Source organism: Streptomyces eurythermus, from assembly GCF_014649115.1.
GTDB classification, from domain to species: Bacteria; Actinomycetota; Actinomycetes; order Streptomycetales; family Streptomycetaceae; genus Streptomyces; species Streptomyces eurythermus.
This window is the reverse complement of the sequence record NZ_BMSK01000002.1, coordinates 226,650-251,221: the sequence shown is the minus strand read 5'-3', so window position 1 is coordinate 251,221 and position 24,572 is coordinate 226,650. Positions and strand designations below refer to the sequence as shown.

Below are 24,572 nucleotides of genomic sequence, written 5' to 3'. Positions count from 1 at the left end.
ACTGCATTGGCCGGGCCCGGCCCCCGGCGTCGCGCGCGGGGTGGCCGGGTCCGGGGGCTCGTTCAGCGTGACGCACGCCGAACTGGTCACTGATCCCCTCAGCAGGCGCCCTCGTCCTGCCAGGGCCCCCATTGCGAGGCGCCGGGCGTCTCGTTCTGGGTCCACCACTTGGCCTTCCAGTTGTGCTTGCCGTACGAGACCTCGGCACCGGCCGTGTACGCCGTCGTGGCGCTCCAGGCGGGCTCGCAGGAGGCCGGGGTCGTCGGGGTCGGCGTGGGGGTGGGCGTGGGCGTGGGCGTGGTGGTCGGCGGGGTGACCCCGGCGAACTTCACGGAGTACTTGGCGAAGTCCCAGGCGTTCTGGGGCACGCTGGAGCAGGTGCCGGACGTGCGGCCGCCATTGTCGGCCGGCGTGCACTGCCGGTCGCGGTTCAGCGACCAGAACGTGAACCGGTCCATGTGGTGGTCGGTGGCGTAGTCGAGCACGGTCTGGAAGTCGGCCTGGGCGAAGTACTCACCGGTGTCGCTGCGGCCGTTCATGCCCGAGAAGCCCTCATGGGCGTAGGCGGTGGCCTCGTCCCAGCCGAAGGTGGACCGGAGCACGCCGTTGAACTTGGTGAGCGCGGCGGTCTGGCTCGCCGCGCCGTTGAAGCCGCCGTCGAACGGCATGATGGAGAAGTTGTTCGGGGTGAACCCCTGCGCCTTGGCCTCCAGCAGCATCTGCTTGCCGAACCAGCCGGTGCCGTCCGCCGTGCCGGCCGTGGTCACGGACACGTACAGCCCGGGGTTGTTCTGCTGGAGGATCTTCGCGGCGCCGATCTCGTTCCTGATCGCCGCGGTGTTCTCGTACTCCGGCTCCTCCAGGTCGAAGTCGATGGCGTGCAGCCCGTACTTGGTGATGACCTGCTGGTAGGCAGCCGCCGTGGACGCCGGGTCCGCGCAGGCCTGGCCGAGCTTGGTGCCGCCGTAGCCGCCGATGGAGACCGAGACGTCCCCGCCCTTGGCCCGGATGGTGTCGATCACCGACCGTACGGCGGTGTCCGAGGCGACCGGTGCCGTACCGTCCCAGGTGGGCGTACAGCCGCCGCCGCTGGGCGCGAGGACGAAGGCGAGCTGGAACGCCTTCAGACCGGTGGCGTCCATGATGGCGGCCGGGTCCGGCGGGTCGTTGTCCAGCGGCATCAGATAAGGGGCGGCGGCGTACCAGCGATTGTCGAGCGCGCTGGTCGCGCCCGAGGCGCTGCCGGCGACCAGCGCGGTGGCGCCGGCAGCGGCGAGGCCGACGGCCGCCGCCGCGCCCAGGCATGCCCGAAGACGTCTCATGTGTGCCTCCAGAGGGTGGGGACCCCAGAGCGGGGAGCCCCACCCTCCGGGAGTTGTTGCGACCGCGTCAATAACTTGGACTAGACCAACTTGCTCTTTGGACTAGACCATACGTTTTCTTTACCTCGGGCCGACCAGTCGCAGCGAGAAGGCCGCACAGCGGCTGTCGGCGCCATGGGAGCTGTGCCCACCGACTAGAGATCATGGACAGGGTTCTGACCTGTCTGTGGTCCGGGTGCGGCCCCCGGGTGTAGGCCCTACGCCTGAACCGCGTTCACGGTGGTGTGATGCTCGCCGCGCGTCCGGGGGCTCGGCGCCGTGGTGGCCTTACTACTTGTGTGCAGGCATGGGCCGGCCCGGTCGCCCGGCCCGGCTCAGGGGCGCGCGCCGGAGCGTGTGGATGGCATGTACAGGGCGGTCAAGTGTTTCTGCGTACATCGTGCACCCGTCGCTCTGCCGTTCTTCCTCCTGGGCGAGGGGGGCAGTTACCACTGCCCCAACAGACCAGCCGAAACAAAACACAATGGAGGCCGCCATGACTTCTTCTTTGAGCACGCCTGTGCGCATCCCCCCGCTCTACCTGCCCTTCTCCAGCTCTCTTCACTCTGAGCATGAAACCATCGATCACGAAACAGCCTCATGGGCGGAGCAGCATGGCCTCGGGTCCGAGGACCTGCGTAAACGCATCACCACGCGAGCTCCGTCAGGGAAGTTCGCCGCACGTCTGCTGCCGCACGGGAAGCGAGAGGTTGTCCGGCTTCTGGCGGACTGTAATTTCTGGCTGTTCGCCTTCGATGACGGCTGCTGCGAAGAGGGCAAGACCGGAAAACACCCCGGTGAGCTTGCCGCGGTGATGTCCCGGATGCTCCGCGCGGCGCAGACTCACGATGTTGCCGCCCTTGCCGGTGACCCTCTGGCAACGGCGCTGCGTGACTTGGGCGGCAGGATCGCCCAGTACGCCACACCCGGCCAGTCTGCTCGCTGGGTGAACAATCTGCGCGAGTACTTCATGGCTGCTGTCTGGGAAGCCCATTATCGCGAGAATGGTTCCCTTCCCACCGTGGACGATTACACCATCTTGAGGCTGCATACCAGTGGCGGCTTGATGCTCCCTGTCTGGGTGGAAATGGGACTGGGAATCGAGCTCCATCCACTGGAAGCGGATAACGTCGCTGTCCGGGCGGCCAACGAGATGGCTGCTTTCGTCGCATCCTGGGACAACGACCTGATCTCCCACCACAAAGAGAGCAGGAGCGGCGGCTACTACGTCAATGCCGTACGCGTTGTCCAGCAGGAACGCGCCCTCACCGCCGAGGAAGCCGTTGCGGAAGTCATCCGCCAGCGTGACCGGGTACTCATGCTCTACAACCGCCTGACGCGGGACCTGCGCAGTTGGGGGAGCCCTCAACTCCGCCAGTATCTGACCTGCGTCGACAGTTGTCTGCGAGGTTCCGTGGAATGGCAGCTCGCAAGCGCCCGCTACAACCCTCCCGAGGATCCTGCCGACCTCCCCACCTGTGTCCTCGACACCTCCACCACAGCCGAGACTTCCGTTCCTCTTCCCATCCCCGCCATCTCCTGGTGGTGGACCATCCCTTCTCCGTATCGAGGGGTGAACCGCGGCCCAACGGTTGAGCAGGGCATCGCACGGTAGGCCCGTTCGCAGCAGTTGCTTGGTGCCCTGGTCCGCCGGCGTGGTCGGCTCTCCCCGTCCCCGCGCGGCGTTGCGCGAGGACGCTGTCGCGGTCGGCGCGATAGCGGGGTGACGTTGCGCGTCTCGACGGTGTGGGCCACGGCAGCGGTGCGTAGGTCACCGTGCCTGGGCAGCGGGCGGCGGCGGGCGCTCACGGGCTGGTCGTTCTCGGCCGGAGCAACCGGGAGACGCTGGACGTCACGCTGGTGGACCCCGAGCCGGTGGTTGAAGTCGGCGTCGACGCCGCTCGCGATGCCTCCGGCCGTCGGCAGCACGCCGCCCTCTGGCACCGGGCGCGGCCCTGCCCCTCCCGCCCGGACACCCCCGCTGGTCGCCGGCGAACTGACGGTGGCACAGGCGTTGGACCCGGCTACGGGGCCGCCTGCCCCGGTCGGCTGGTCGGCATGACGGCGGGCTCTTGGGGGATGGCTCTCAGGGAGCTGCGACCATTGTGATCGCCGAGCGCGGGAAGCAGTCCGGTTCCGCAGTGGTATCGGTGTCCACCCACGCCGCAGGGCAGTCCCTTCGGATTCGCCATCGCCGTGCTGTAACGGGCCCGGCTCGCCGGCCTGCTCGGCGCGGCACCCGATCCAGGGACGGCAACCGAGGATTCAGGGGTCGGTGAAGGGTTATTGCCTTGGCCGCCCAGCGGACGGCGCCGGGCTCCTGACCGCAGGACGGCTCGCGCGCAGGGCCCTGGTCCTCGACGGTGTCCGCTCGGCGGGCAGGAGACGCCGTCGCGGTGCGGCGGGCACGGGCGGTGCCGGCCATCACCACCGACCGACCGAGCGCAAGCCGGAGGCGCTGCTCGCGGCAGACCAGTCGTCCGACAGACCCACTCGACGTGCCGGGGCGGGGCAACCTCCCACTCCCCCGCGACCGTAGTCGTGCGCGTCTTCAGCATCCCCGCGTCCTACCTCCACGCCATGAACACCGCGACGGCGGGCCGATGCCGGATCACCGGCTACTACCAGACAGGCATCCCAAACGGCCGGCCTCTGGACGGAATGGCCGGCGGGTCGGGGGCGGCATCGTGGTCCTGGCCCTCGGCGGTGGCCCGCGCGGCGGGCCGGACGTGGCGGCGGAACCGGGGGCCGCAGGCGCCGGATGAACGCGTTGGAGCCCCTCCACCGGGAGGGGCACCGGCGGTTGGCCGTTATGCGAACCGTTCGTCCTTGCGCCGGTCGACACCGTACCGGCCGCCCGACCGGTACGCCCCCAGTGCGCCTCACCGACGTGTCGACGCCGCGAGTTGGGCGGCGGACCTGCGGCCCTTGGAGCGGTTGGCCGGTCTCGGGCCGGAGTGGGCGGAGCAGGAGTCGGGGCACGGAGGCGGTGATGCGTGTGGTCATCACCGCGGCCGCCGCGCTCGCGGCCCGAGTTGAGACCTGTCTTCCCGGTGCGGGTCTGTCATTGCGCAGGCACGCGGTGATCTCGATGGCGTCGTGGGACAGCAGGCCGGGCGGCCCTTCGAGCTGGACCCGCAGCATGGCGGTGGAGCGGGCCTCCTTGGCCACGGTCGTGCGGCAGAAGTGCGGGGTGGGAGCGGCGTGCAGGAGCTACCGCTCGATCCGATCCGGGACAGGGTCAGCGCGGCTCCCTTGGCGTCGTGCGCGGTCCTCCAGAAGCCGATGGCGGCAACGGCAGTGATGACCGCGACCGCCAGAGGCGGGGCCGCGATCGTGTCGGTGGTGGTCATGGGGCAGGGCGCGCTCGCCACCACACGTCACAGGTCAGGCGGGCGATGATGACGCCAAGAGACTGGTGAGCGCCCCACTGCGGCGTCCGCACGGGCTGGGCCGTTTGCGGGTGATCTACAGGGGCCGGCGCCCGGAGACGGCGCCGCCCGGGTCGTCGGCCAGGGCGATGCGGGCGGTGATGCGTTTGCCGACCGGCTCGCGCTGCGCTTCGAAGCCCTGGGCGACGGCCATGACGATCTCCAGCCCGTGCTGGCCGACCCGGCCGGCGTCCGCCGCCCGGGCGACCGGAAGGACCGGGTCGGAGTCCCACACGACGACCTCGACCGTGTCACCGGTGATCTTCAGGTCCAGCAGCACTGGTCCGGGGGCGTACTTGCGGGCGTTGGTGACCAGTTCGCTGACCACCAGCTGGGTGACGTCCATGGCACGCTGCGAGACGGGCAGGCCGTGCTCGGCCTGGACCCGGGTGAGGAAGCCGACGGCCAGGTGGCGTGCCTGGGCGATGTCCTCGCCGTCACCGGCCAAGGCCACACTGATCTGTATAGCCGCCCTGTCCGGCGCCGTGCCGCCCGCCGACGCCGGGTCTGCTTCCATCACGACCACCATTCGCTCCCCGTTCACACGATCGCACCGCTATTACCCACGCAGGTACGGACCACGCCTATGCCTTCTTGTCGGTTCAGCCGCAATCGGCACCGTTCGTACCATGCCGGACGGCACCACGCGTGAAGAGCTGGGTGTGCCAGGACCACCGGCATGTCCGAGGCATAGACGACCCGCACCCAACACGGCAGAGTACTGCGGCACGGGTCCAGGAGCGGACGGCCGGGGTGTCACCGACGCCGTCGAGCAGGACGTAGGCGCGGGTGCCGTCCGGCATCGCGCACACGGCAGGCCGGACCAGACCTGGCCCCTGGCGCGGATCAAGACACTGATCGGGCGCCGCTTCCACAAGGGCTGCACCGCGCAAGGGGTGACCGTCCCGCTCAAGCGGCACGGCTGGAGCTGCCAGGTCCCCGCCCGGCGGCGATCGAGCGGGACGAGAACCCGGTGGCCGGCTGCGTGAAGGAGACCTGGTCAAGCGTGGAAGGACGGTGGCGGCGCTCGACGCCTGACTCGGCTTCGAGGACGAGGCCGGATTCTCGATGGCGCTGCCGGCCACCCGTACCTGGTCCCGCCGCGGCCACACCCCGGTGATCCGCGTGCGGGGCCGCGGAGTCGCCGTGGGCGGTCAGCCGCCGGCGGCGGAACAGGCCACGGCGGGGCCTGCCTGGCTCCCGGCCGTGGTCCTCCTCCGAGGGCGGCTGTGTCGGCTTCAGTGGGTTGCGGCCTCGTCGACTGGGCAGTGGCGGCGGGCTTCGGCGAGGAGGCAGTGGTGTTTGAACGTGCCGGCCTGGGAGCGGGCAGCCGTCCGGTGACCTGTGATGTCGACCTGGCCCGGTGCGCGAAGGGCCGGCGTCCGTGCTCCGTCTGCGTCCCGGCCGGGGCGATGGAGCTGCTCGCCCCCTACCTGCTGATCGAACGGCGGAGATCATGGCCGGCGCTCGGCGGAGCTGGCGATCGTCAGAGGGATCAGGTCGGCCAGTACGCTGCCGAGGTTGGAGACGTTCGGAGAGCACGGCCGTGGTGTCGGACAGCTTGATCCCGGCGTACCGGATGACGGCCGTGCTTGCCGGGAACGGCACCAGCAGCACCGGTGAACTCGAAGATCCCATGGCTGCTGGGTGGAAACCTGAGGCGGCGGGGACATACCGATCTTCGGCCGCGTGACCACGTCAAAGGGCCGGGTCCAGCCCTTTCACGTGTTGTTCGAACCGCCGCTGGTCTGGCGCTGGCCTGTGCGGCGGCCGTGCCAGTCGAGGACCATCGTGGTGGCATCGTCGGGCAGAGATCCTCCGCTGGCCTCGTGAACCGCCGACGTAAGGGCCCGGACCACCTCGCGGGGGTGTTCGTCGCGGGTGGCGTGGATGAGAGCGGGGACGTCGACCGTGGCGGCGGCGCGTTCCCGCATCCCGTCGGTGATCAGGACCAGTCGGTCGCCGGACTCCAGGTGCAGCCGCTGCACCTGGTAGGCGACCGGGACGGGCACACCGAACGGCATGTCGACCCTGAGGGTCAGCTCCTCCACACTGTCGCCGCGCAGTCGCAGTGGCCAGGGGTGACCGGCGTTGACCAGCTCGCAGATGCCGGTCTCCAGCTGAACGCGCAGCAGCTGGCCGGTGGTCATGCCGCGGCCGTGACGGATGATCGCCTCATGGGCGGAACGGGCCTGTTCGACAAGGCTCAGTCCGGCACGCCGGGCTCCCCGCAGGGCGTTCACGGTCAGCGTGGCCAGCAGCGCGGAGGCCGTGTCGTGGCCCATCGCGTCGGTGATCGACAGGTAGAGGGCGTCCTGGTCGAGGGCGTAGTCGTAGGTGTCGCCGCCGATCTCGTCAGCCGGGACCAGGCCGCCGACGAGGGTGAACTGCGCGGCCTCGCAGCAGGACGCCGTGGGCAGCAGCTGGTGCTGGATCTCCGCGGCCAGGGACATCGTGGTCGTGCGCCGTCCCCAGTGGTAGAGGTCGGTGAAGCGGCGGTCGGTCACCACGATGTACGCCAGCGCGTGCGCGGCCTGCGCGACCGCGTCCCGCACCGTATCGTCCGCTTCGGGTACGGCCAGGTCCAGGACGCCGACGCAGTCGCCGCGATTCGTCACCGGTGCCACCAGCCGACAGCCGCCCTCCTCGTCCGCCTCCTGGTGCAGACGCTGGGAACGCAGCACCCGGTCGTACACACTGCCCGCCAGCCGGACCCGCTCCGTCTCACCGCGCGTCTGCGCGGCCGTGCCGGCTCTCGGCAGCCGGACGGCTTCCTGCCCGACCACGTCCACGAGCCAGAACGACACCTCGCTCGCCGAGAACCGCTTCTCCAGGTTCCGGGCCACCACGTCGACCGACTCCACCGGCGCGGCATCCTCCGCCGCCCGCAGCACCTCGTCCAGGCCCAAGCCCTCACCACCCACCACAGGCACCTCCCAGTCCCCCACCCCGCATTCCCGGCATGACCGTCCTGGATGCCGTCGGTCCACGCACAGCATCCCGCCCCACGCACCGGTGCTCTCACCGGCCACGGCTCGTCGAACTCGGCATCGGTGTGGGCCGACCACCAGTGCAGGTCCACCGAGGCACCTGGTCCGTGGCAGGCGCACGACGCCGGTCCGTCGGACGGGACGAGGCCCGTAGTCCGCCGGCCGACGGCACCAGCCGGGCCCGGCAGATTCCTCCTGCGGGGCGGCCGCCCCACGACCGTGCCGGCCCCAGCCGTCACGCGACGGTCTTCTTGCGGTGCCGTCCGCTGCGGGCGAGGGCGGCTCCGCCTTGCTCAACTCCTCCAGCTCCCGCTTGCCACCCGTGCCGCGGGCGCGGGACCGGACCGCCCCGGCCTTCCTCGGTGGCGCCTTCCCCGACGCGCCGACCCCCGACAACCGGGCAGCCACCCTGCGCGGCGCGGCCTTCCCCCTCCGCTCCGCGGCGGGCTCCTTGCCGACGCGGCCGGAGCGATCGGCCTCAAGGCTGCCCTCGAGGACCTTCATCAGGTCGATCACGTTGGTCGCCGCCGGCGGCTCCTCGGCCGCCGCGATCTCCTGGCCCTCTGCCTTGGCCCTGACCCGCCCGCGAAACTTCTCCTGGTAGGTGTCGTGGCAGCGGGACGGTTCCCAGTCGGAGCCGAGCGCGTCGACAGGCTGCCGCGCCATCCTGCCCGAGCTGCCCTCGGCCCGGGCGGGACGCGGCAAGCAGCTCGACATGAGCTGGACGAGATCGCGCCGGACCGTTCGCAGACCATCGACATCTCCGACTTCGCCGACCTGGACCGGATCGAGCCGGTCCACTTCGACCGTACCTGTTGCGGATCCGGTCCGAGGTGCCGCGCTGGAGCTGGTGGAAGTGGACGGTGTGGTCCGCGGTCGCGGTGTAGAGACCGACGGGGAAGGTGACGAGTCCGGAGGTGATCACGCCTGTCCAGATCGGCCGAGCCATCACCATGCTCCGTCCCGTGTCATCCCGCGCCTTCGTGTGGCGTGCTGCTTCCACGCTCGCACCGCCGCCGGGCCCACGCGCGCCCAGACCGACGCCAGCCACCCGAACGGCCTCCGCCGGGGGCGCCCGGGGGGCTGGCGTGACCTTTCTTCGCCAGCGGGCGTTGAGCAGGGCACGCGTACTGGACGTCATCCTCCCCGTGGACGCGTACGCAGACGAGGGGCCCGCGCCCGTGCCCGGCCCGCGGGCCCCTCACGCGACCGCTCCCTGGGAAACCCTGCTCACAAGGTGGTGCGTGGCGCTCGCACCGTACCGCCGCCGGGGGGAGGAGGCTCAACGAACGGCCAGCAGGCCGTACAAGAGGGGGATCCGCGGCTCGGGCAGCCGCCACCAGCCAGAGTCCGTACGGACCATCCGCGGCCAGCGCGGCCAGGGAAGCTCGTCGCTCTCCCGCAGTCGCCGGACGCCCAATCCCGCATCCGTCAACGCGTTCACGACCTCTCCTATCCCGTGCGTCCACTCGTAACTGTCCGTGGCGCCCTCGACGGCCGGGCCGTCGGTGTAGGTGTGGGTGGCATCCCGGTGCACCGGACCGGAGCCCCCCAGGTAGTCGTGGCGCAGCAGCAGCTCCGGTCCCTCACCGGGACCCGGTTTCGGGCCGAGCGCGTTGAGCAGCGGGTGGAACTCCACGACGTACAACCGCCCGCCCGGCCGCAGAAGCCTGGCCACGACATCCGCCCACCGGTCGAGGTCGGGCAGATAGCACAGGGCGCCCTTGCCGGTGTAGACGACGTCGAACCGCCGGCCCTCGAGCGCCGCCACGGCGTCGTACACGTTGGCCTGGACGTAGGTGACGTCGAGGCCCGACTTCGCGGCGAGGTCCCGCGCGGCCGTCACGGACGCCGCCGAGAAGTCCAGGCCGACCGCCCGGGCTCCACGCCGGGCGAGGGCGAGCGTCTCCGTACCGAGGTGGCACTGGAGGTGCAGCAGGTCCCGGCCGGACAACTCGCCGAGGTCCTCCCACTCGAAGGCGGCGAACCAGCGCTCCGGATCCAGGTCCTCGTCCAGGCCGTAGAACCGGCTGGCGGCGTGAACCGGAGTGCGGGCGTCCCAGTTCGCCTGGTTGGCGCGCATCAGCCGCGCGTGCTCGGCGGAAGTCATGCGGACATCCAACCGCGCCCCGGCCGCGCGCGGGGGAGGAAACCCGGAAAAGTACCGTCAGGGTGACGGCCCGGCCCGCGGCGCGCCAGGTGATATCAGCGGCCGGGGTGGCGTGGGCGGTGGCGGACATCGAGCAGGGCCGGCGGGGGCGGCGGCCCGGGCGAAGCGCTCGACGGAGTCCTTCCGGAGATCACTGGTCGTGGTCAGGGCTGGCCGCCCCGGCTCCCATGGCGTTCAGCGCTTCGTCCGTGAGCCGGTACACAGCCCACTCGTCCTGGGGGCGGGCGCCCAGTGCCTCGTAGAAGTCGATCGCGGGCCGGTTCCAGTTCAAGACCGACCATTCCAGGCGCTCGTAGCCGCGCGCGACACAGATGCGGGCGAGCTCCGTCAGCAGGGCCTTGCCGTGGCCGCCGCCGCGGGCCTCGGGGCGGACGTACAGGTCCTCCAGGTAGATGCCGTGCACGCCCCGCCAGGTGGAGAAGTTGAGGAACCACAGCGCGAAGCCCACGACCTCGCCGTGGGCGTCCTCGGCCACGTGTGCGTAGGCGGCCGGGCGCTCGCCGAACAGGGCCTCGGTGAGCTGTTCCTTCGTCGCCCTGACCTCGTCGAGTGCCTTCTCGTACTCGGCGAGCTCGCGAATCAGCGTATGGATGACGGGAATGTCGGCGGGGGTCGCGGTACGGATCATGCCCCGAGTCTCACACACGGTGCCCGCCGGGCCCGTCGGCCGGGTACCGCCCGGTCCTGGGCGGACCGGCTCCGGTGGCCTGTGCCCGTATCCGGTCGGCAAGCCCGCCCGGCACTCCGTGCTCGACCTCGCTGCTTGCCCGCCGCACAGCCGGCAGCGACGACATGCCGCTCCCGGCCGCGCGAGGTGAGGTGTCTTCCACGACGTGGCCGCCGCCTTCATGGCCCACGCCGCGCCAAAGGACCGCATCGGCGCCTCCTCGTTGGCCGTCGGCGCCTGGGAAGGCGTCAACGCCTTGGACGCGAGTACTCCCTCGACCTGCTCGCCGGCCGGCGGGCGGCGGGCGGCGACCGCACCCCTTGGGCGGTGGTTCTTCGCGTATTGCTTCAGGTGCGGGCGTAGCCCGTCAAGGGTGGGGTGCGCAGGGCGATGACGGCCTTGTCGTCGTGTCCGTTGCCGGGCAGGTGGTCGAGCAGGGCCAGGCACAGCTCGTCCGGTGGACGCGCGGCGAACCTGGAAGCGGTGGCGGCCAGAGCGTCCAGCCCCCGGTCCAGCGCCTGGCCGGGGGTTTCCACCAGGCCGTCGGTGTAGAGGACGACGGTGCTGTCCACCGGTACCGCCTCGCAGTGGTCGGGGCGGGGCAGGTCGGCCGCCACCCCGAGGGGGAGGCCGGGTTCGGCGAACAGGTAGCGGACCCGTCCGTCGGGCAGCAGCAGGAGCGGCGGCGGGTGCCCGGCGGTGGACCACCGCAGTCGCCAGGTGCCGTCGGCGGGTTCCAGACGGGCCAGCAGCACGGTGGCGATGGGTGTCTCGCCCAGGGCGGCGTGGATGATGCGGTCGAGGCGGGCGAGACAGGTGCTGGGCGAAAGGTTCTGGTCGTAGTACAGGGCCCGCAGCATGTTGCGGAGCTGGGACATGTCGGCCGCGGCCCGCAAGTCGTGCCCCACGACGTCACCGATCACGGCCGCGCAGGCTCCGTCGGGCAGCAGCAGGGCGTCGTACCAGTCGCCGCCCACGGCGGCCGGGGCGCCGGCCGGCTGATAGGCCGCCCCGGCCGCGAAGGGCCGCAGGTCGGGCAGGCGGGGCAGCAGCATCCGCTGGAACTGTACGGCGCTGTTGCGGACCTGCTGGTAGAGGCGGGCGTTCTCGATGGCCACTCCGGCGGTGCCGGCCAGTGCCCGGATCACGCCTTCGTCGTGCCGGTCGAAGGGCCGCCCGTCCGTGCGCTCGGAGAGGTAGAGGTTGCCGTAGATCCGTCCGCGCACGCTGATGGCGACACCGAGCAGGCTGCGCATGGGCGGGTGCCCGGGCGGGAAACCCGCCGACTCCGGGTGGCGGGAGATGTCCATGACCCGCAACGGCTCCGGATGGTGGATCAGATGCCCGAGCAGTCCCCGTCCGCGCGGCAGTTCCACTCCCTGGAGGGCCGCCAGCTCCTTGGCGCTCAGTCCCAGCGGGACGAACTCGTCCAGGAGCCTGCCCTCCGCGTCGAGTACGCCCATGGCTCCGTAGCGGGCGCCCACCAGGTCCATCGCGGTGCGTACGATGCGTCGCAGTACGGTGGGCAGTTCGAGCTCACTGGTGATGTTCACCACCGCCTGCAGCAGTTCCTGGAGCGTGCTCTGCGCCCGGGCCAGGGCGTGCAGTTGCTCGCCGATGCGGTCCAGATCGGAGCTGAGCGGCAGATCGAGCAGGGACGTGTAGGACACCTCGTCCGGCCTCGCGCCGCCCTCCGGCGGCACCTCGTTCCCGGCCGGTCGTTCCTGCCCGTACTCCGCCATCGCCGCTGCCTCGCTTCCCGTACTCCGCTCCGGATGCCCCCTCTCGCCGCGCGCGGGCGAGTACGCCACACGGGCCGCTCGGCCCATCTGAACCGCCCGCCCGCTCCGCTTACCGGCGACTGGCCGGGCACTGTCCACAGCCACCCCATCGGCCCATCCGCGTCCACGTGCCCACGCGGACGCCCGCACGGGCCCGGCCACGGTGGGCGCACACGAGCGAGCGGACCGTCGGCCGAACACCGGATCCCGGCCGCCTCCACGCGGGTCCCGGCACTCGTCCCTCACCCACCTTCCGGACCGGCCGGCCCGGTGCCGCCGACCGCACGGGTTCGATGCGGTGTTCACGCCGCAGGCGCAGGACCCGCCGCCCGACCGCGGCAGGCGTCTGACGTGGCCGGGGTGCGGGCGGCCGGAACCGTCGTGCATGGGCGCTCCTCTTGCCGGCGCCGCGCGGAGCGGTGATCACCGTCCGTTCTGGGAATGGCAGGTGACACCTCCATGGGGAGGAAGTCTGCCCCGCTCTCTCCGAGGGCACGACGGTCGAGGGGCTCGCACGGCATGTCCCCGGGCGGGGACCTGCTCATCTCCCGAAGCCGTGCGCCGGACCCGCTGTGACCGGCGTCCTCCTCGCGGCCGGACCCGTGCGCACGACCGGCGAAGGCACTCCGTCGGGGCGGCCACGGTCCGGCGCGGAGGGCGTCAACCACCGGCCGGTGTCGACCGGTCGGCACCCGCGAGACCGAGCCGGACGCGCCGCGGATGCTGTCCGACCTCCACCGACGCGGTCTCGCGGCCGGCGACGAAGTCGACGGCCTTCACTCTGTCGGCAGCGCTCTGGGACACCGCAGCGGCCGATCCGCCCGCGGTCGCGGCGGCCCCACGGTCCATCGAGATCCCACGGTGACGGGAGTCGTCGATCCAGCACGTCGTAGAGGGCACTGAGACCATCGCATACGCGCCTCAGGAAAGCCGAGTCCCCGAGGTGACGCGCGGGGAGCCTGGACGTCGCGGGGTGCTCCGTACCGGTCACGCGCGGGAGGCGAGGTGCCGCCACTCGTTCCACGTGTCGAGCCGCTTCCGGTAGGCCGCCTCGACCACCGGATAGGGGTAGGTGCCGAGGAAGAGCCGCAGGGGCGGTTCGTCGGTGTCGACGAGTTCGAGGACGACGGCGGCGGTGCCCCGCGCGTCCTGGGGCGTGCGGGCGGACGCGCCGGCCCGGCGCGCGGCGCGGACGGGTTCGTAGGCGGGCAGCGGCTCGGTGTGCACCGCGGAGGCGCCCGACCAGTCGGTGCCGTAGGGGCCGGGTTCGACGAGGGTGACATTGATCCCGAACGGAGCGACCTCCTGGGCCAGGGCCTCGCTCATCCCCTCCAGGGCCCACTTGGAGGCGTTGTACAGCCCCAGTGTGGGGAAGGCGGCGAGGCCGCCGAGGCTGGAGACCTGCAGGATGTGGCCGCTGCCCTGGGCCCGCAGGTACGGCAGGGCCGCCTGTGTCACCCACAGCGGGCCGAACAGGTTGGTGTCGAGCTGCGCGCGGGCCTGTTCCTCGGTGCTCTCCTCGACCATGCCGAACAGGCCGTAGCCCGCGTTGTTGACGACCACGTCGAGCCGGCCGAAGACCTCGGCGGCCCGCCGCACCGCGGCGGTCACGGCCGAGCGGTCGGTCACGTCGAGGCGGAGCGGGAGGACGTCGTCCCCGTGGGCGTCCATGAGGGGTCGCAGGGTCTCGGGGTCACGTGCGGTGGCGGCGACGCGATCGCCGCGCTCGAGAGCGGCTTCGGCCCAGATACGGCCGAAGCCGCGGGACGCGCCGGTGATGAACCAGGTCTTCATGACATCGAGCCTGCGCCACTCCCACCGGGCCGGCCAGCACCCTCGCAGGGTTACCCTCGCAGGATGGCGGCCGACAATCTTCTGGGAGACTTCCTCAAGGCCCGGCGCGGACGGATCGCACCGGCTGACGCGGCGATTCCCGCCGGCGGACGCCGCCGTGTGGCAGGACTGCGCCGGGAGGAACTGGCCCACCTCGCCGGAATCAGCGAGCCGTACCTGGTCCGGCTCGAGCAGGGCATCGACCGGCACCCCTCGCCCCAGGTGCTGCGCTCCCTCGCGCGGGCGCTGAAGCTGGACGCCGACGCCTGCGCCCACCTGTACGCCCTCGCCGGTCCCGCCCCCGTGCCCCCGTCACGGACCGAGGTCTCCGCGGACGTGCACCGGCTGCTCGACGCCTGGACGGACCGCCCCGCGTACGTCCGCGACCGGTGTTTCGACGTACTGGCGGCGAACAAAAAGGCCCGCGCGCTCGCCCCGATGTACGAGCCCGGAAGCAACCTGGTCCGAGCGGTGTTCCTCGACCCCGCGTCCCGCCGCCTCTTTCCCGACTGGGCGGAAACAGCCGCGCAGACCACGGCGGCCCTGCGCGCCGAAGCCGACCCACGCGACCCCAGAACCGTCGACCTGGTCACCGAGCTGGAGACGGACGAGGAGTTCCGCCGTCTGTGGACGCGGCACGAGACGCGGCCCGCCCGGGACGAGCTCAAGCGCTTCACGCACCCGGTCGTCGGCAGCCTGGCCCTGCGGAGGCAGGCGCTCACCGTGGGCGGCGCCGAGCACCAGGTGATCATCGTGTACCAGGCGACGGCCGGGAGCCCATCCGAAGCGGCCCTGGCGGCTCTTGCCTGACGCGCCGGACGTCTGCCGCCGGGTGACCCGACCCGGGTGGTCGCCCACGCCGGGCCGGTGCGGACCTCGCCGAGCACGCGTCGGTTTCAGAGGTGGGCGAACCCGTGCCCCACCGCCACCCGGGGGTCGCTGCCGGTGTGGTGCCCGACAGCTTCCGACCGCGGGTCAGGCGCCGGTTGCGGGTGGCCTCGTAGCCGGTGCTCACCGCCGGGTCGGCGTCGGGACCGCCGTCGTCGAGCCCGTGCGGACCCCAGCCCGAGTACGGTCTGGGGCCGAACCTACTTCTCTGGCGCCTTTGCCGCGCGCCCAGCGCCAAGTCGCTGGCCGAGGAAGAGAGCCGCGCGGTCCAGTGCCTCGTCCGCCTCGTCCAGTACGCCGGCGAACGACTGGAAGACGTGCGGCACGTCGGCGGTGACGTCCAGAATGACGTCCACCCCGGCCGCCCTCGCACGCGCGGCGAGGCGCGTGGAGTCGTCCAGCAGGATCTCGTTCGTGCCCACCTGGATCAGCAGGGGAGGGAAGCCGGTCAGGTCGGCGAGGACGGCCGGGCTGAGCAGGGGCTGGTGGGGGTCGGCTCCGGCCAGGTACATGGCCCCGGTGTGTTCGACGGCCTCACGGGTGAAGATCGGGTCGATGCCCTCCTTGGTGTCCATGCTCTCGCCCGTGCGGGTGGCGTCGAGGCCAGGGGAGAACGCCACGATGGCGGCGGGCAGGGGGAGGCCCGCCTCACGGGCGGCGAGGCAGGTGGTGACGGTGAGGCCGCCGCCGGCGGAGTCCCCGGCGAACGCGATGGCCGAGGGGTCCGCGCCGCTGTCGAGAAGGTCGCGGTAGGCGCTCAGGGTGTCTTCGATCGCGGCCGGGAACGGGTGCTCGGGGGCAAGCCGGTAGTCCGGCGAGTACGCCCTGAAGCCGGTCTTGGCCACGAGGTGCCCCGTCAGCGGCAGGGCGGTCTCGGGAGAGCCGAACACGAAGCCGCCGCCGTGGAAGTACAGGATCGTCCCGGCGCGGGGCCCGTTGTCCGGCTCGACATGCAGGGCGGATCGGGCGCCGAGTGTCGTCCGCGTGGTGCGGATTCCGTCGGGCACCATCATCTGGTCCATCAACGCCTTGAATCCGGCGCGCAGTTCCTCGACCGACCGTGGGCCCTCGGGCCGCGGCTGCCGCATCATCGCGTCGATCCGGGCGCGTTGTTCCTTGCTCATGGGTGTGCTCCCGCCCCACCGAAAGTAGATTCCACTACACTATATGCCATGGCATATAGATTGAGCGGTGACGAAGTCGACCTCCCGGGCTTCTTCTCCGATCTGGTCCGCTGCGAGACGCGTCTGTACAACGCCCTCAACGACCGTCTTCGTGAGCGGCACGGGATCGTGACCTCGCAGTTCGAGTTCCTGCGCTTCCTGCGCGACCATCCCGGGGCTCGCGTGGCGGACATCGCCGCCGAGTTCGCCATCGGCGTCGGGGCGACCAGCAAGAGCGCCGACCGCCTGGAGAAACAGGGCTGGATCGTCCGGCAGCCGAATCCATCCGATCGCCGGTCCTCCCTGCTGGCCCTGACCGACGACGGCTCGCGACTCGTCGACGCGGCGGAGAGAACCTTCACCGAGGAACTCGCCACGCTGATCGCGGACACGCTCGACGACTCCTCCGGCGCGGCCGCCGTCCGCGCCATCTCGAAGCTGCGCTCCGTACTCGAACGCGACCGGATCGGCATGCCCACAGGCTGATGGACATCACCCCGGCCCCGGGCGGCCGGGGAGACCCGGCCCGCACGGGTACAGCACCTTGCCGAAGTCCCGTCGGCGCAACAGGAGCGCGGTGGGGGACGCAGACGCGGCGGTGTCCAACAGGGCGACGTCGAGCTGCGGTTCACAAGCCCGCAGGCAAACGGCGGCCACCGGGCGACCGTCAAGGGTGTGTCGCCGGCGCAGCAGAAGCGGGAGCCGACGCCGGGCCCGGATCCGAGGGATCCGCCGGGGTGCGGCCCCGGACCACCACACGAACTCGGCGGAGGCGACCACCGCGCCGGCGATCACGACGAGCGCCGCCAGCGATTCTCGGCGGCCGGCCGCCCCGGGCGACACCCAGCCACCGATCTCCAGCGGCTGAGCGGCGGATCACCGACGCGGTCGGCACATCACGCCTTTCCAGCTGCCGCCGGGTGCCCGGCGTCCCCGTCCCCGGCCTGTGCGAGGTGCCGGACGAGGGCGCGGGCGACCTGGCGCGCAGCGGGCGCCGCCCAGCGCCGGCGGTGCCGGGCCAGCCGTACGGATACGTCGGCGAGGGGCGGGCCGGCGAGGGCGATCCGACGCAGCCGTCCGTCGCGCAGGTGCTCGGCGACGGTCGTCGCCGGCAGCAGGGTCAGGCCCAGGCCCGCCGCGGCACAGGAGCGGGCCGCGTCCACGCTGCCGAACCGGGTGACTCGCGGGCCCGCGCCGGGCGCGGCGCGCAGCCGCCGTTCGAAGGCATCGCTGTACGCACAGCCCTCCTCGAGGAGGAAGAAGTGCTCGGCCGCCAGATCGCCCCAGGCCGTCGGGCGGTCACGGCCGGCCAGCGCATGGCCGGGGGCGGCGACGAGGGCGAGGGCCTCGCGGGCGACCGGTTCGGTGGCGATGTCGGGGGCCTCGGCGTCCTCGGCCATCAGCAGCGCCAAGTCGAGGTGGCCGGAGCGCAGTCCCTGTACGCACTCTTCGGTGCCGGCCGCGTGCAGGTCGACATCCACGTCGGGGTGTTGGGTGCGCAGGGCCGCGATCACGGTCGGCAACCGGGTGGCGCACAGCGATTCGGGCGTGCCGACCACCACCCGGCCCGCGACGGGCCCGTCCTCGCCGGTCGCGGAGCGCAGCCGGGCCACGGCGTCGAGCACCGTCTCGGCCTCTCCGAGGAGCCGCCGGCCGACGTCGGTGAGCGAGGCACCGGTGGGCAGCCGGTCGAACAGCGGCACGCCGAGGTCGCGTTCGAGGGTGCGGATGTGCACGGTGACCGTGGACTGGGCGAGGTGGAGTTCGGCCGCGGCGGCGGTGAAGCTGCCCGTGCGGGCGAGCGTGGTGAAGGTCGTCAGCAGTCGTGTGTCCACCCGCGCAGCCTATGCGGAAAGTCGATGGGGTGTATCGTGATCCATCGTTGGACCCGATTGGGGAAGGGTGGCAGGGTTTCCCTCATGACCGACGACAAGACCGCCGCCTTCACCGGCACCGCGACCACTGCCCCGGCCCACGGCGGCTCCGGCGCGGTCCCCGAGATCCTGCGCTACTCCGCGTTCACCCGCACCCCGGAGGGCGGCAACCCCGCCGGGGTCGTGCTCGACGCCTCCGGGCTGGACGCGGCGGCCATGCTCGCCGTCGCCGCCGAGGTGGGGTACTCCGAGACCGCCTTCGTCACCGCCGTCGATCCGGTCGCCCGGCGCTTCACGGTGCGCTACTTCAGCCCGCTGGCGGAGGTGGCGTTCTGCGGGCACGCGACGGTGGCCCTGGCCGTCGCGCTCGCCGGCAGGCTGGGCCCCGGCGACCTCGTTCTGGACACCCCGGCGGGCGTCATCGCGGTGACCACCGCCGCCGACGGCGCGGGGGCGGTGCGGGCGACGCTCACCAGTGTGCCGACCCGGTCCCGTCAGGCGTTCGCCGACGAGCTGGAGGCCACCCTCGCGGCCCTCGGCTGGAGCCCGTCGGACCTGGACCCCGCGCTGCCGCCGCACGTGGCCTTCGGCGGCAATGACCACCTGGTGCTGGCCGCGGCCTCCCGCGAGCGGCTGGCCGCGCTCGACTACGACTTCGACGCGCTCGCCGGAGTCATGCGCCGGTACGGCTGGACCACCGTCGACCTGGTGTGGCGCGAGTCCCCCCGCCGCTTCCACGCCCGGAACCCGTTCCCCGTCGGCGGCGTCGTGGAGGACCCCGCGACGGGCGCCGCGGCGGCCGCGTTCGGCGGCTACCTCCGCGCCCTGGGACTGGTCACCGAACCCATGGACGTCACCGTGCGGCAGGGGGAGGACATGGGCCGCCCGAGCGAGCTCGTCATCGGTGTGACGCCCGAGGACGCCCGGGTCCGGGTCACCGGCACAGCCGTGCTCCTCCCCCGCTGACGCCTCCGCCGACGCGACATGCCGGATCGCGGCCTACGTGTCCGGGTCCGCTACCGGCTTCGAGGAATGTCGGTACAGCGGTTGCCGCCAGAACGATCATGGTCGTCCTGCACAGTGGTCCGCCTCGCCGCCGGGGTTCGGTGAAACGGCGCGTACGGCAGGGACGAGAGGGGCGAGGCCCGGGCCCGCGCCGCGCGGGGTGCGGCGGGTCCTGGCGTTTGGGGTGACGAGTCGTGCGTACACCGCCCGCCGCGCGCCGCGACGGGGCAGACTTGGCTCATGTCGCAGCGAGACGAGTTGGTACGGGAGATTCGTGCGCTCTCCGACGCGCAGGCCGTCCGGGCGCTGACGGTGCTGGTCGAGGACCGGGGGCTGCTGTCGTCGGCCCGGGAGACCGGCCTGTCGGAGGGGGAGTTGGGGCAGGCGCTGAAGGCGGCGGGGGTCGAGCCGGGTGAGGGCGGGGGCGAAGGGGACGTCGCGCGGGCGGCGTTGGAGTACGCCGCCCTGCAAGGGGACGACGTCGTCGGGGAGGCCGTGGAGTACGCGCGGTCGCCGATGGAGCGGTTCGACCCCGTGACCGTCACCGTGGGGGTGCTGGTCGTCACGCTGTTGCAGACCGAGGTGGTGGTCGACCGGGACCGGCAGGGCCGGTGGAAGGTGGCCGTGCGCAAGCGGGCGTTGAAGGACGCGGCGCTCGCGCGGGTGCTGACGGCGTTGCTGTCCCATCTCACCAACGGCAAGTAGGCCGGCGGTGGCCGTCTCCGCGAGGGTGGCGTACGCGTGGCGGTGCGAGCAGTGCGAACGGCCGTGCCAGGAGCCGGTGTGGCGAGTCGTGGACAGCCGGGAGCGGGGCGACGTCCTCGAAAGCCCCGACGGTCCGGACGGGTTCGGGCGCGGGCTGTGCTGGGTGGACTGTCCCGGCTGCGGCACCCGGGCGCACATCGAGGCGCCGGTGCTGGTGCTGCGCGCCGGAGCGGTCGTGCCGTCGCTGTTCGCCACCTCCGTCGCGGAACTCCAGCGGGATCCCACGGCGAGCGCGGCCGCCCTGGTGGAGGAGGCACGGCTCGCCGGGGCCTTCGCCCAGGGGAAGTTCGGCGGGAACGTGGTCGTGCTGCCGCGCAGGCTGCTGCCGTTCGCGCTGAGCCGTGACGTGGAGCGTGACCTGGCGGATCCCGAGGGGGCGTGCGCGCAGTTGACGCCGTACGGGCCGCCCACGGTGGAGAACTATCGGATCTTCCTGCGGAACGTGGCCGACGAGCTGGCGGACACCGGGGTCGGGGAGCTGCTGCACGCCGTCACGGTGGCCATGCCGGACCGGCTCACCGCGCTCGTCCGGGCGCAGCCCCGGCTCACCGACGGCACCCAGGTGCGCGACGCGGGGGCAGCTGAGCTGCGCCGGGTCGCCGGCACCCCGCTGGAGGCTCCGCTGCGGCTGCGGCAGCAATTGCTGGAGGACCTGTGCGGCGGCCGTGTGCCCGTGGAGGGGGCCGTCGAGCGGTACGCGGCATCGCTGGCCGCCTTCGGACAGGGGCTGCGGGAGCGGCTGTACGCCCTGTACGACCGGGTCCGGGGCGCGCAAGGCCCAGAGGCCGTTCCGCTCGCGCGGGAGGCGCTCGAACTCGCCGGGCAGATCGGCGAGACGGACCTGGAGACCGAACTCGCCGCCCGGCTGGGCGTGTTGCTCGTCGGCACGCTGTACACAGCGAACCCGGCCGAGCCCGCCGAGGCGATGCGGATGCTCCGGCTCGCCCTGCACCGGCTGCCGGAGGGCTCCCTCCAGTGGGCCGAGGTCGCCACGAACCTCGCGTCCCTCCAGCACTTCCGCGACGACGGCGACCGCGTCGAGCGCTGGGAGTACGCCCACGAGCTGCTCACCCGCGCCGAAGCCGCGGTGGACCGCCGTACCCACCGCGAACTCTGGGCCCGGGTGCGGACCAACCACGGGCTGCTGCTCGGGCACCGCCCGGGCGGCGGGGAGAACGATCTCACGCTCGGCATCGAGCACCTCCGGGCCGCACTGGACGCACGCTCGCCGAGGCGGAACCGCGTCGACTGGTCCTTCTCCCTGATCAACCTCGGGGTGCTCCTCATCCGGCGCGGCGGTCCCGGCGACCTGCGCGAGGCCGAGCGGTGCTACCGGAACGCCCTCGGCCGGCTGCGCCCCGACGACGACCCCGTCCTGTGGTCGCAGCTCCAGTGCAACCTGGCCGATCTGCTGCTCTCCCCCGAGCGGGGCACGGCCGACCCGCGCGGCGCCCGTGCCGCCGCCACCGCCGTCATCACCTTCGCCGCCGCGCACCCGGGGCTCCTCGACACCAGCCGCGCCGTCTGGCTCCTGGCCCGCGCCGTCGATCTCCTCGACGATCCGGGCAGCGCCGAGCGCGCCCGGCTGCGGCGCACCGCGCTGACCTCCGTACCGCCGCGCGTCTTCCCCTCGCTGCATCTGTCCATCGCCCGGGAGGCGATCGACGCGCTCGCCGACGCCGGGGACTGGACCGGCGCGGCCGACGTGGCGGCGGACATGCTGGTCGCCGTCCACGCGCTCTACGACGCACAGGTCACCGCCGCCGCCCGCCGCAGCGTGCTGCTGATGACGAGCGGAACCGCCCGCCAGGCCGCCTTCCTGCTGGCCCGCGCGGGGCGTCCGGAACACGCGGTCGAGGCGATCGAACGGGGGCTCGCCCGCGAGTTGTCGGTGGCGGCCGGGCGCGACACGGTGGATCTGAAGGCGCTGGAACGCGTCGATCCGTCGGCGGCCCGCCGGTACGAGGAGGCGCGGGAGCGCTATCGGGTGGTGGCCGCCGGGGTGGCAGGGGCCGGCGTCGACTCCGGTGGCGGTTCGGCGGGACCGGGCGACGGCTCGCATGGTGGGTTCGTCACCTCGGTGGGGGCGCAGGCCGCGGCCGAGCGGGGTGTGCGGGCGGCGGTCGAGGAGATCCGGGCGATCCCCGGGTTCGAGGGGTTCCTGCGGACGACCGAGGTGGCGGACGTCGTTCGGGCCGCCGGCGGAATGCCGCTCGCCTACCTGGTGAACTCGCCCTGGGGCAGCTGCGTGCTCCTCGTCCCGCGAAACCACGAGGAAGGCGTGCGTGCCGTACTCGTCCCCGAGGTGACCAGTGCCTCGATCGCCAAACTGCTGACCCTGGACCTGGACGCCCCCGCGGTGGGGCTCTTCGTGGTCCAGCAGGCCGGTGCCCTCAAGCGGCGCCGTGAACTTCCCCGGGCCGTGGACCGGTTGCGTGAGCTCGCCCCGCTGCTGCGGCCCCTCGCCGGGCTGCTCGCCGAGGATCCGGGGCACGAGGCGGTCGTCGTACCGACCGGGCTCCTGGGGCATGTGCCGCTGCAGGCCGTACCGCTGGGACCGGGTGATGAAATCCTGGACGACATGGGTACGTTGACGCTCGTCCCGTCGGCCGGTGTGTACGCCGCCGCGCGGGCCGCCGCCGCGCGGGCGGCACCGTCCGTGCCGCGCCTGGTCGCCGTGTCCGATCCCGACGGCTCGCTGCCCGGTGCGCGCAGCGAACTCGCCGAGATCCGGGCGCTGTTCGAGCCGGGTGGGGAGACCGTGTGCGCCGTGGGCGCCGATGCCACGGTCGGGTGGCTGCTGGAGCACCTCACCGAGGCGTCGTACCTCCATCTGAGCTGTCATGGAACCGCGGAACTCGTCGGCCGGGGTGGGACCTTGGTGCTCGCGGACGCCACCTTGGACCTGGAGGCGCTCGTAAGGCGCCGGCTCCCCTCCTGCCGGCTGGTGGTGGCGGGCGCCTGTCAGTCCGGGCGGTACGAGATCATCGACGCGCCCGACGAGTTCACCGGGCTGCCGGGCGGCTTCCTCCAGGCCGGGGCCGCGTGCGCGATCACCAGCCTGTGGCAGGTGAACGACCTGGCGACCGCGCTCTTGATGACCCGCCTGTACGAGTTGCTCGCCCCCGGCGCGGACGGCGAGGAGCCCGTGTCCGCGCTGCGCGGGGCGCGGACCTGGCTGCGGCGGCTGACCTGGGACGGCCTCGGCCGCTACACCGAGGCGCATCCGCATCTCGCGGCACTGGCCGGGCAGTACACCCGGCCGGGGCACGACCCGGACGAGTGTCCCTTCGCCTCCCCCGTCCACTGGGCCGCGTTCTCGGCGTGGGGGGTGTGAGCCGGGTCAGCCGCGGTAGGTCGGGCCGAGCCGGTCGAGCGTGTAGTGGGCGTCGGGGTCCGTGGGCGACCGCGGGGCCCGCACCTCCATGAGGGTGTAGCGGCCGCCGGACAGCCCGGAGACGACGACCGTGGCGGCCGAGGCGACCTCCCGCCCGTCGACGCAACTGGGCCGGCAGACCACCTCCGTGACCATCCCCCGCGCGGTGGCCGTGGCGTCGCCCCAGCCGGTCCACACCAGGTCGTGCAGCATGGCCGTGCCGTCCCCGCAGAACAGCAGGAGCGAGACGGGTTCGGTCAGTGGCTTGCCCTCGCAGTCGTTGACGGTGCCGGTCCGCCTGGTCTGCTCCGGGCTGGGCGGGGGCGGCGCCTGGCTGGTGGGCGTGGCCGGTTGGGTGGACGGCTCCGGATCGTCGCTCGGCCCCTCGCTGGGAGTCGACTGTCGCGGCGGTGCCTCGCTCACGCTCGGCTGGAGCCGAGTCGGTCCGCTGGTCGCGGGGGCGTCCGCGGTACGGGTGCCCCCGTCGCGGCCCGGTACCAGGATCAGCAGCGCCGTGACGACCACACCGACGAGGACCGCGGCGACGACCACGAGGGCGAGCCGGGCCCCGGAGAGGCCGCGCGGCCTCGGGTGCGGGGGCGCCTCGACCGGGGTGTCCGAGGGGGGTGCGTTCCGGGTCGGGGCGTCCGAGGGCGAGCCGGCGCCCTCTCCCGGCATGGTCAGCCCGTCCGCCTCGACCGTCCAGACGGGTGGCTCGGGCGTCAACGTACCGATGAGCGCGAGGACTTGCTCCGGGGTGGCCCGCTCCTGCGGGTCCTCGGCCAGGCATACGGTGACCACCTGGCGCAGCCGCACCGGCAGCTTGCCGACATCGGGCCGCCTGCTGCCGCTCACGCCGGTGTACGCCGCGACCAGCAGCATCCCGAGGGCCATCATGTCCGCCGCGGGCGTGTACGACCCCCCGCCGTGCCCGTGCGTCTCCCCCGCCAGGCGGGCCCCGCTCCGCGTCAGCAGCACGTTCCCGGCCCGCACACTCCCGTGCCCCCGCCCGGCCCGGTGCAGCACGGACAGCGCCCCGGCCAGCCCCGCCGCGATCCACAGCACCGCGTCCTCCGGCAGGCCGCCCGCGGCGCCGACGACCTGTGCGAGCGAGGGCGCGGCCCCGTCACCGTCCCGCCGCGCCGGCTCCGCGCCGCCCCGCGCCTGCGCCTGCCCCGACCCGGCGCCTCCCGGGTCGCTCCCTGCCGAACGCCTCATCCCGTCCCCCATGACCAGAAAGAAGTTTCAGGACGAGTCTGACCAAAACC

Annotated in this window: 16 protein-coding genes and 2 pseudogenes; 7 read left to right on the top strand and 11 right to left on the bottom strand. The window is 72.6% G+C overall.

The genetic code is table 11. The features are described 5' to 3' along the window. Positions 1 to 98 precede the first annotated feature (98 nt). Positions 99 to 1,322, bottom strand: coding sequence for a carbohydrate-binding protein (locus IE251_RS03835; protein WP_189751481.1), 1,224 nt, complete (start codon positions 1,320 to 1,322; stop codon positions 99 to 101). Positions 1,323 to 1,857: 535 nt separating this feature from the next. Here IE251_RS03835 and IE251_RS03830 point away from each other — a divergent pair. Next, complete coding sequence (locus IE251_RS03830) at positions 1,858 to 2,976, top strand: terpene synthase family protein (RefSeq protein WP_189751480.1); 1,119 nt, start codon at positions 1,858 to 1,860, stop codon at positions 2,974 to 2,976. 1,853 nt (positions 2,977 to 4,829) lie between these two features. Here the strand turns inward: IE251_RS03830 and IE251_RS03825 are convergent. Continuing rightward, positions 4,830 to 5,309, bottom strand: a complete 480-nt coding sequence (locus tag IE251_RS03825; protein WP_189751479.1) for an ATP-binding protein — start codon at positions 5,307 to 5,309, stop codon at positions 4,830 to 4,832. Between the two features lie 292 nt (positions 5,310 to 5,601). On the opposite strand from IE251_RS03825, the pseudogene IE251_RS42265 reads away from it, so the two are divergent. Further along, a pseudogene (locus IE251_RS42265) lies at positions 5,602 to 5,932 on the top strand (winged helix-turn-helix domain-containing protein); the annotation flags it as partial. A gap of 581 nt (positions 5,933 to 6,513) precedes the next feature. Here the strand turns inward: IE251_RS42265 and IE251_RS03815 are convergent. From IE251_RS03815 to IE251_RS03795, 6 genes and pseudogenes are all read right to left on the bottom strand, one after another. Then, positions 6,514 to 7,716 (bottom strand): PP2C family protein-serine/threonine phosphatase, encoded by a 1,203-nt coding sequence (locus IE251_RS03815; protein WP_189751478.1) that lies wholly within the window; start codon positions 7,714 to 7,716, stop codon positions 6,514 to 6,516. 1,348 nt (positions 7,717 to 9,064) lie between these two features. After that, on the bottom strand, positions 9,065 to 9,892 hold the full coding sequence (locus tag IE251_RS03810) for a class I SAM-dependent methyltransferase (protein WP_189751477.1): 828 nt from the start codon (positions 9,890 to 9,892) through the stop codon (positions 9,065 to 9,067). 190 nt (positions 9,893 to 10,082) lie between these two features. Further along, a complete protein-coding gene (locus IE251_RS03805; RefSeq protein WP_189751476.1) occupies positions 10,083 to 10,580 on the bottom strand; it encodes a GNAT family N-acetyltransferase in 498 nt (165 codons plus the stop codon). Positions 10,581 to 10,966: 386 nt separating this feature from the next. Further along, positions 10,967 to 12,361, bottom strand: coding sequence for a PP2C family protein-serine/threonine phosphatase (locus IE251_RS03800; protein WP_189751475.1), 1,395 nt, complete (start codon positions 12,359 to 12,361; stop codon positions 10,967 to 10,969). Positions 12,362 to 12,674: 313 nt separating this feature from the next. Continuing rightward, positions 12,675 to 12,787: pseudogene (locus IE251_RS42260) on the bottom strand (IS481 family transposase); the annotation flags it as partial. A 600-nt stretch (positions 12,788 to 13,387) separates the two neighbouring features. After that, positions 13,388 to 14,194 carry an SDR family oxidoreductase gene (locus IE251_RS03795; protein ID WP_189751474.1) on the bottom strand — a complete coding sequence of 269 codons (807 nt, stop codon included), beginning with the start codon at positions 14,192 to 14,194 and terminating at the stop codon, positions 13,388 to 13,390. Positions 14,195 to 14,257: 63 nt separating this feature from the next. Here IE251_RS03795 and IE251_RS03790 point away from each other — a divergent pair, with 63 nt between their 5' ends. Next, positions 14,258 to 15,043 carry a helix-turn-helix domain-containing protein gene (locus IE251_RS03790; protein WP_189751473.1) on the top strand — a complete coding sequence of 262 codons (786 nt, stop codon included), beginning with the start codon at positions 14,258 to 14,260 and terminating at the stop codon, positions 15,041 to 15,043. A 278-nt stretch (positions 15,044 to 15,321) separates the two neighbouring features. Here IE251_RS03790 and IE251_RS03785 read toward each other — a convergent pair whose 3' ends face one another. After that, the gene (locus IE251_RS03785) at positions 15,322 to 16,245 is read right to left on the bottom strand and encodes an alpha/beta hydrolase (protein ID WP_189751472.1); all 924 of its coding nucleotides are present in this window, start codon (positions 16,243 to 16,245) and stop codon (positions 15,322 to 15,324) included. Positions 16,246 to 16,293: 48 nt separating this feature from the next. Between IE251_RS03785 and IE251_RS03780 the strand changes: the two genes are divergently transcribed. Further along, on the top strand, positions 16,294 to 16,770 hold the full coding sequence (locus tag IE251_RS03780) for a MarR family winged helix-turn-helix transcriptional regulator (protein ID WP_189751471.1): 477 nt from the start codon (positions 16,294 to 16,296) through the stop codon (positions 16,768 to 16,770). A 410-nt stretch (positions 16,771 to 17,180) separates the two neighbouring features. Here the strand turns inward: IE251_RS03780 and IE251_RS03775 are convergent, their stop codons facing one another. Beyond that, on the bottom strand, positions 17,181 to 18,119 hold the full coding sequence (locus IE251_RS03775; protein ID WP_189751470.1) for a LysR family transcriptional regulator: 939 nt from the start codon (positions 18,117 to 18,119) through the stop codon (positions 17,181 to 17,183). 84 nt (positions 18,120 to 18,203) lie between these two features. On the opposite strand from IE251_RS03775, the gene IE251_RS03770 reads away from it, so the two are divergent. From IE251_RS03770 to IE251_RS41635, 3 genes are all read left to right on the top strand, one after another. Further along, entirely contained in the window at positions 18,204 to 19,124 is a 921-nt protein-coding gene (locus tag IE251_RS03770; protein ID WP_229896568.1) for a PhzF family phenazine biosynthesis isomerase, read from the top strand. A gap of 279 nt (positions 19,125 to 19,403) precedes the next feature. After that, a complete protein-coding gene (locus IE251_RS03765; RefSeq protein ID WP_189751469.1) occupies positions 19,404 to 19,868 on the top strand; it encodes a hypothetical protein in 465 nt (154 codons plus the stop codon). Between the two features lie 76 nt (positions 19,869 to 19,944). Then, positions 19,945 to 23,265: a CHAT domain-containing tetratricopeptide repeat protein gene (locus IE251_RS41635; protein WP_268253307.1), complete on the top strand. Its 3,321-nt coding sequence runs from the start codon at positions 19,945 to 19,947 to the stop codon at positions 23,263 to 23,265. A gap of 6 nt (positions 23,266 to 23,271) precedes the next feature. Here the strand turns inward: IE251_RS41635 and IE251_RS03755 are convergent, their stop codons facing one another. Then, a complete protein-coding gene (locus tag IE251_RS03755; RefSeq protein WP_189751467.1) occupies positions 23,272 to 24,522 on the bottom strand; it encodes a serine/threonine-protein kinase in 1,251 nt (416 codons plus the stop codon). Positions 24,523 to 24,572 lie beyond the last annotated feature (50 nt).

Coding starts and splice junctions, on each gene's coding strand:
- IE251_RS03755 (WP_189751467.1), bottom strand. CDS start 24,522: ATGAGGCGTTCGGCAGGGAGCGACCCGGGAGGCGCCGGGTCGGGGCAG.
- IE251_RS03810 (WP_189751477.1), bottom strand. CDS start 9,892: ATGACTTCCGCCGAGCACGCGCGGCTGATGCGCGCCAACCAGGCGAAC.
- IE251_RS03790 (WP_189751473.1), top strand. CDS start 14,258: ATGGCGGCCGACAATCTTCTGGGAGACTTCCTCAAGGCCCGGCGCGGA.
- IE251_RS03765 (WP_189751469.1), top strand. CDS start 19,404: ATGTCGCAGCGAGACGAGTTGGTACGGGAGATTCGTGCGCTCTCCGAC.
- IE251_RS03835 (WP_189751481.1), bottom strand. CDS start 1,322: ATGAGACGTCTTCGGGCATGCCTGGGCGCGGCGGCGGCCGTCGGCCTC.
- IE251_RS03795 (WP_189751474.1), bottom strand. CDS start 14,194: ATGAAGACCTGGTTCATCACCGGCGCGTCCCGCGGCTTCGGCCGTATC.
- IE251_RS03825 (WP_189751479.1), bottom strand. CDS start 5,309: ATGGAAGCAGACCCGGCGTCGGCGGGCGGCACGGCGCCGGACAGGGCG.
- IE251_RS03780 (WP_189751471.1), top strand. CDS start 16,294: ATGGCATATAGATTGAGCGGTGACGAAGTCGACCTCCCGGGCTTCTTC.
- IE251_RS03800 (WP_189751475.1), bottom strand. CDS start 12,361: ATGGCGGAGTACGGGCAGGAACGACCGGCCGGGAACGAGGTGCCGCCG.
- IE251_RS03830 (WP_189751480.1), top strand. CDS start 1,858: ATGACTTCTTCTTTGAGCACGCCTGTGCGCATCCCCCCGCTCTACCTG.
- IE251_RS03785 (WP_189751472.1), bottom strand. CDS start 16,245: ATGAGCAAGGAACAACGCGCCCGGATCGACGCGATGATGCGGCAGCCG.
- IE251_RS03805 (WP_189751476.1), bottom strand. CDS start 10,580: ATGATCCGTACCGCGACCCCCGCCGACATTCCCGTCATCCATACGCTG.
- IE251_RS03770 (WP_229896568.1), top strand. CDS start 18,204: ATGACCGACGACAAGACCGCCGCCTTCACCGGCACCGCGACCACTGCC.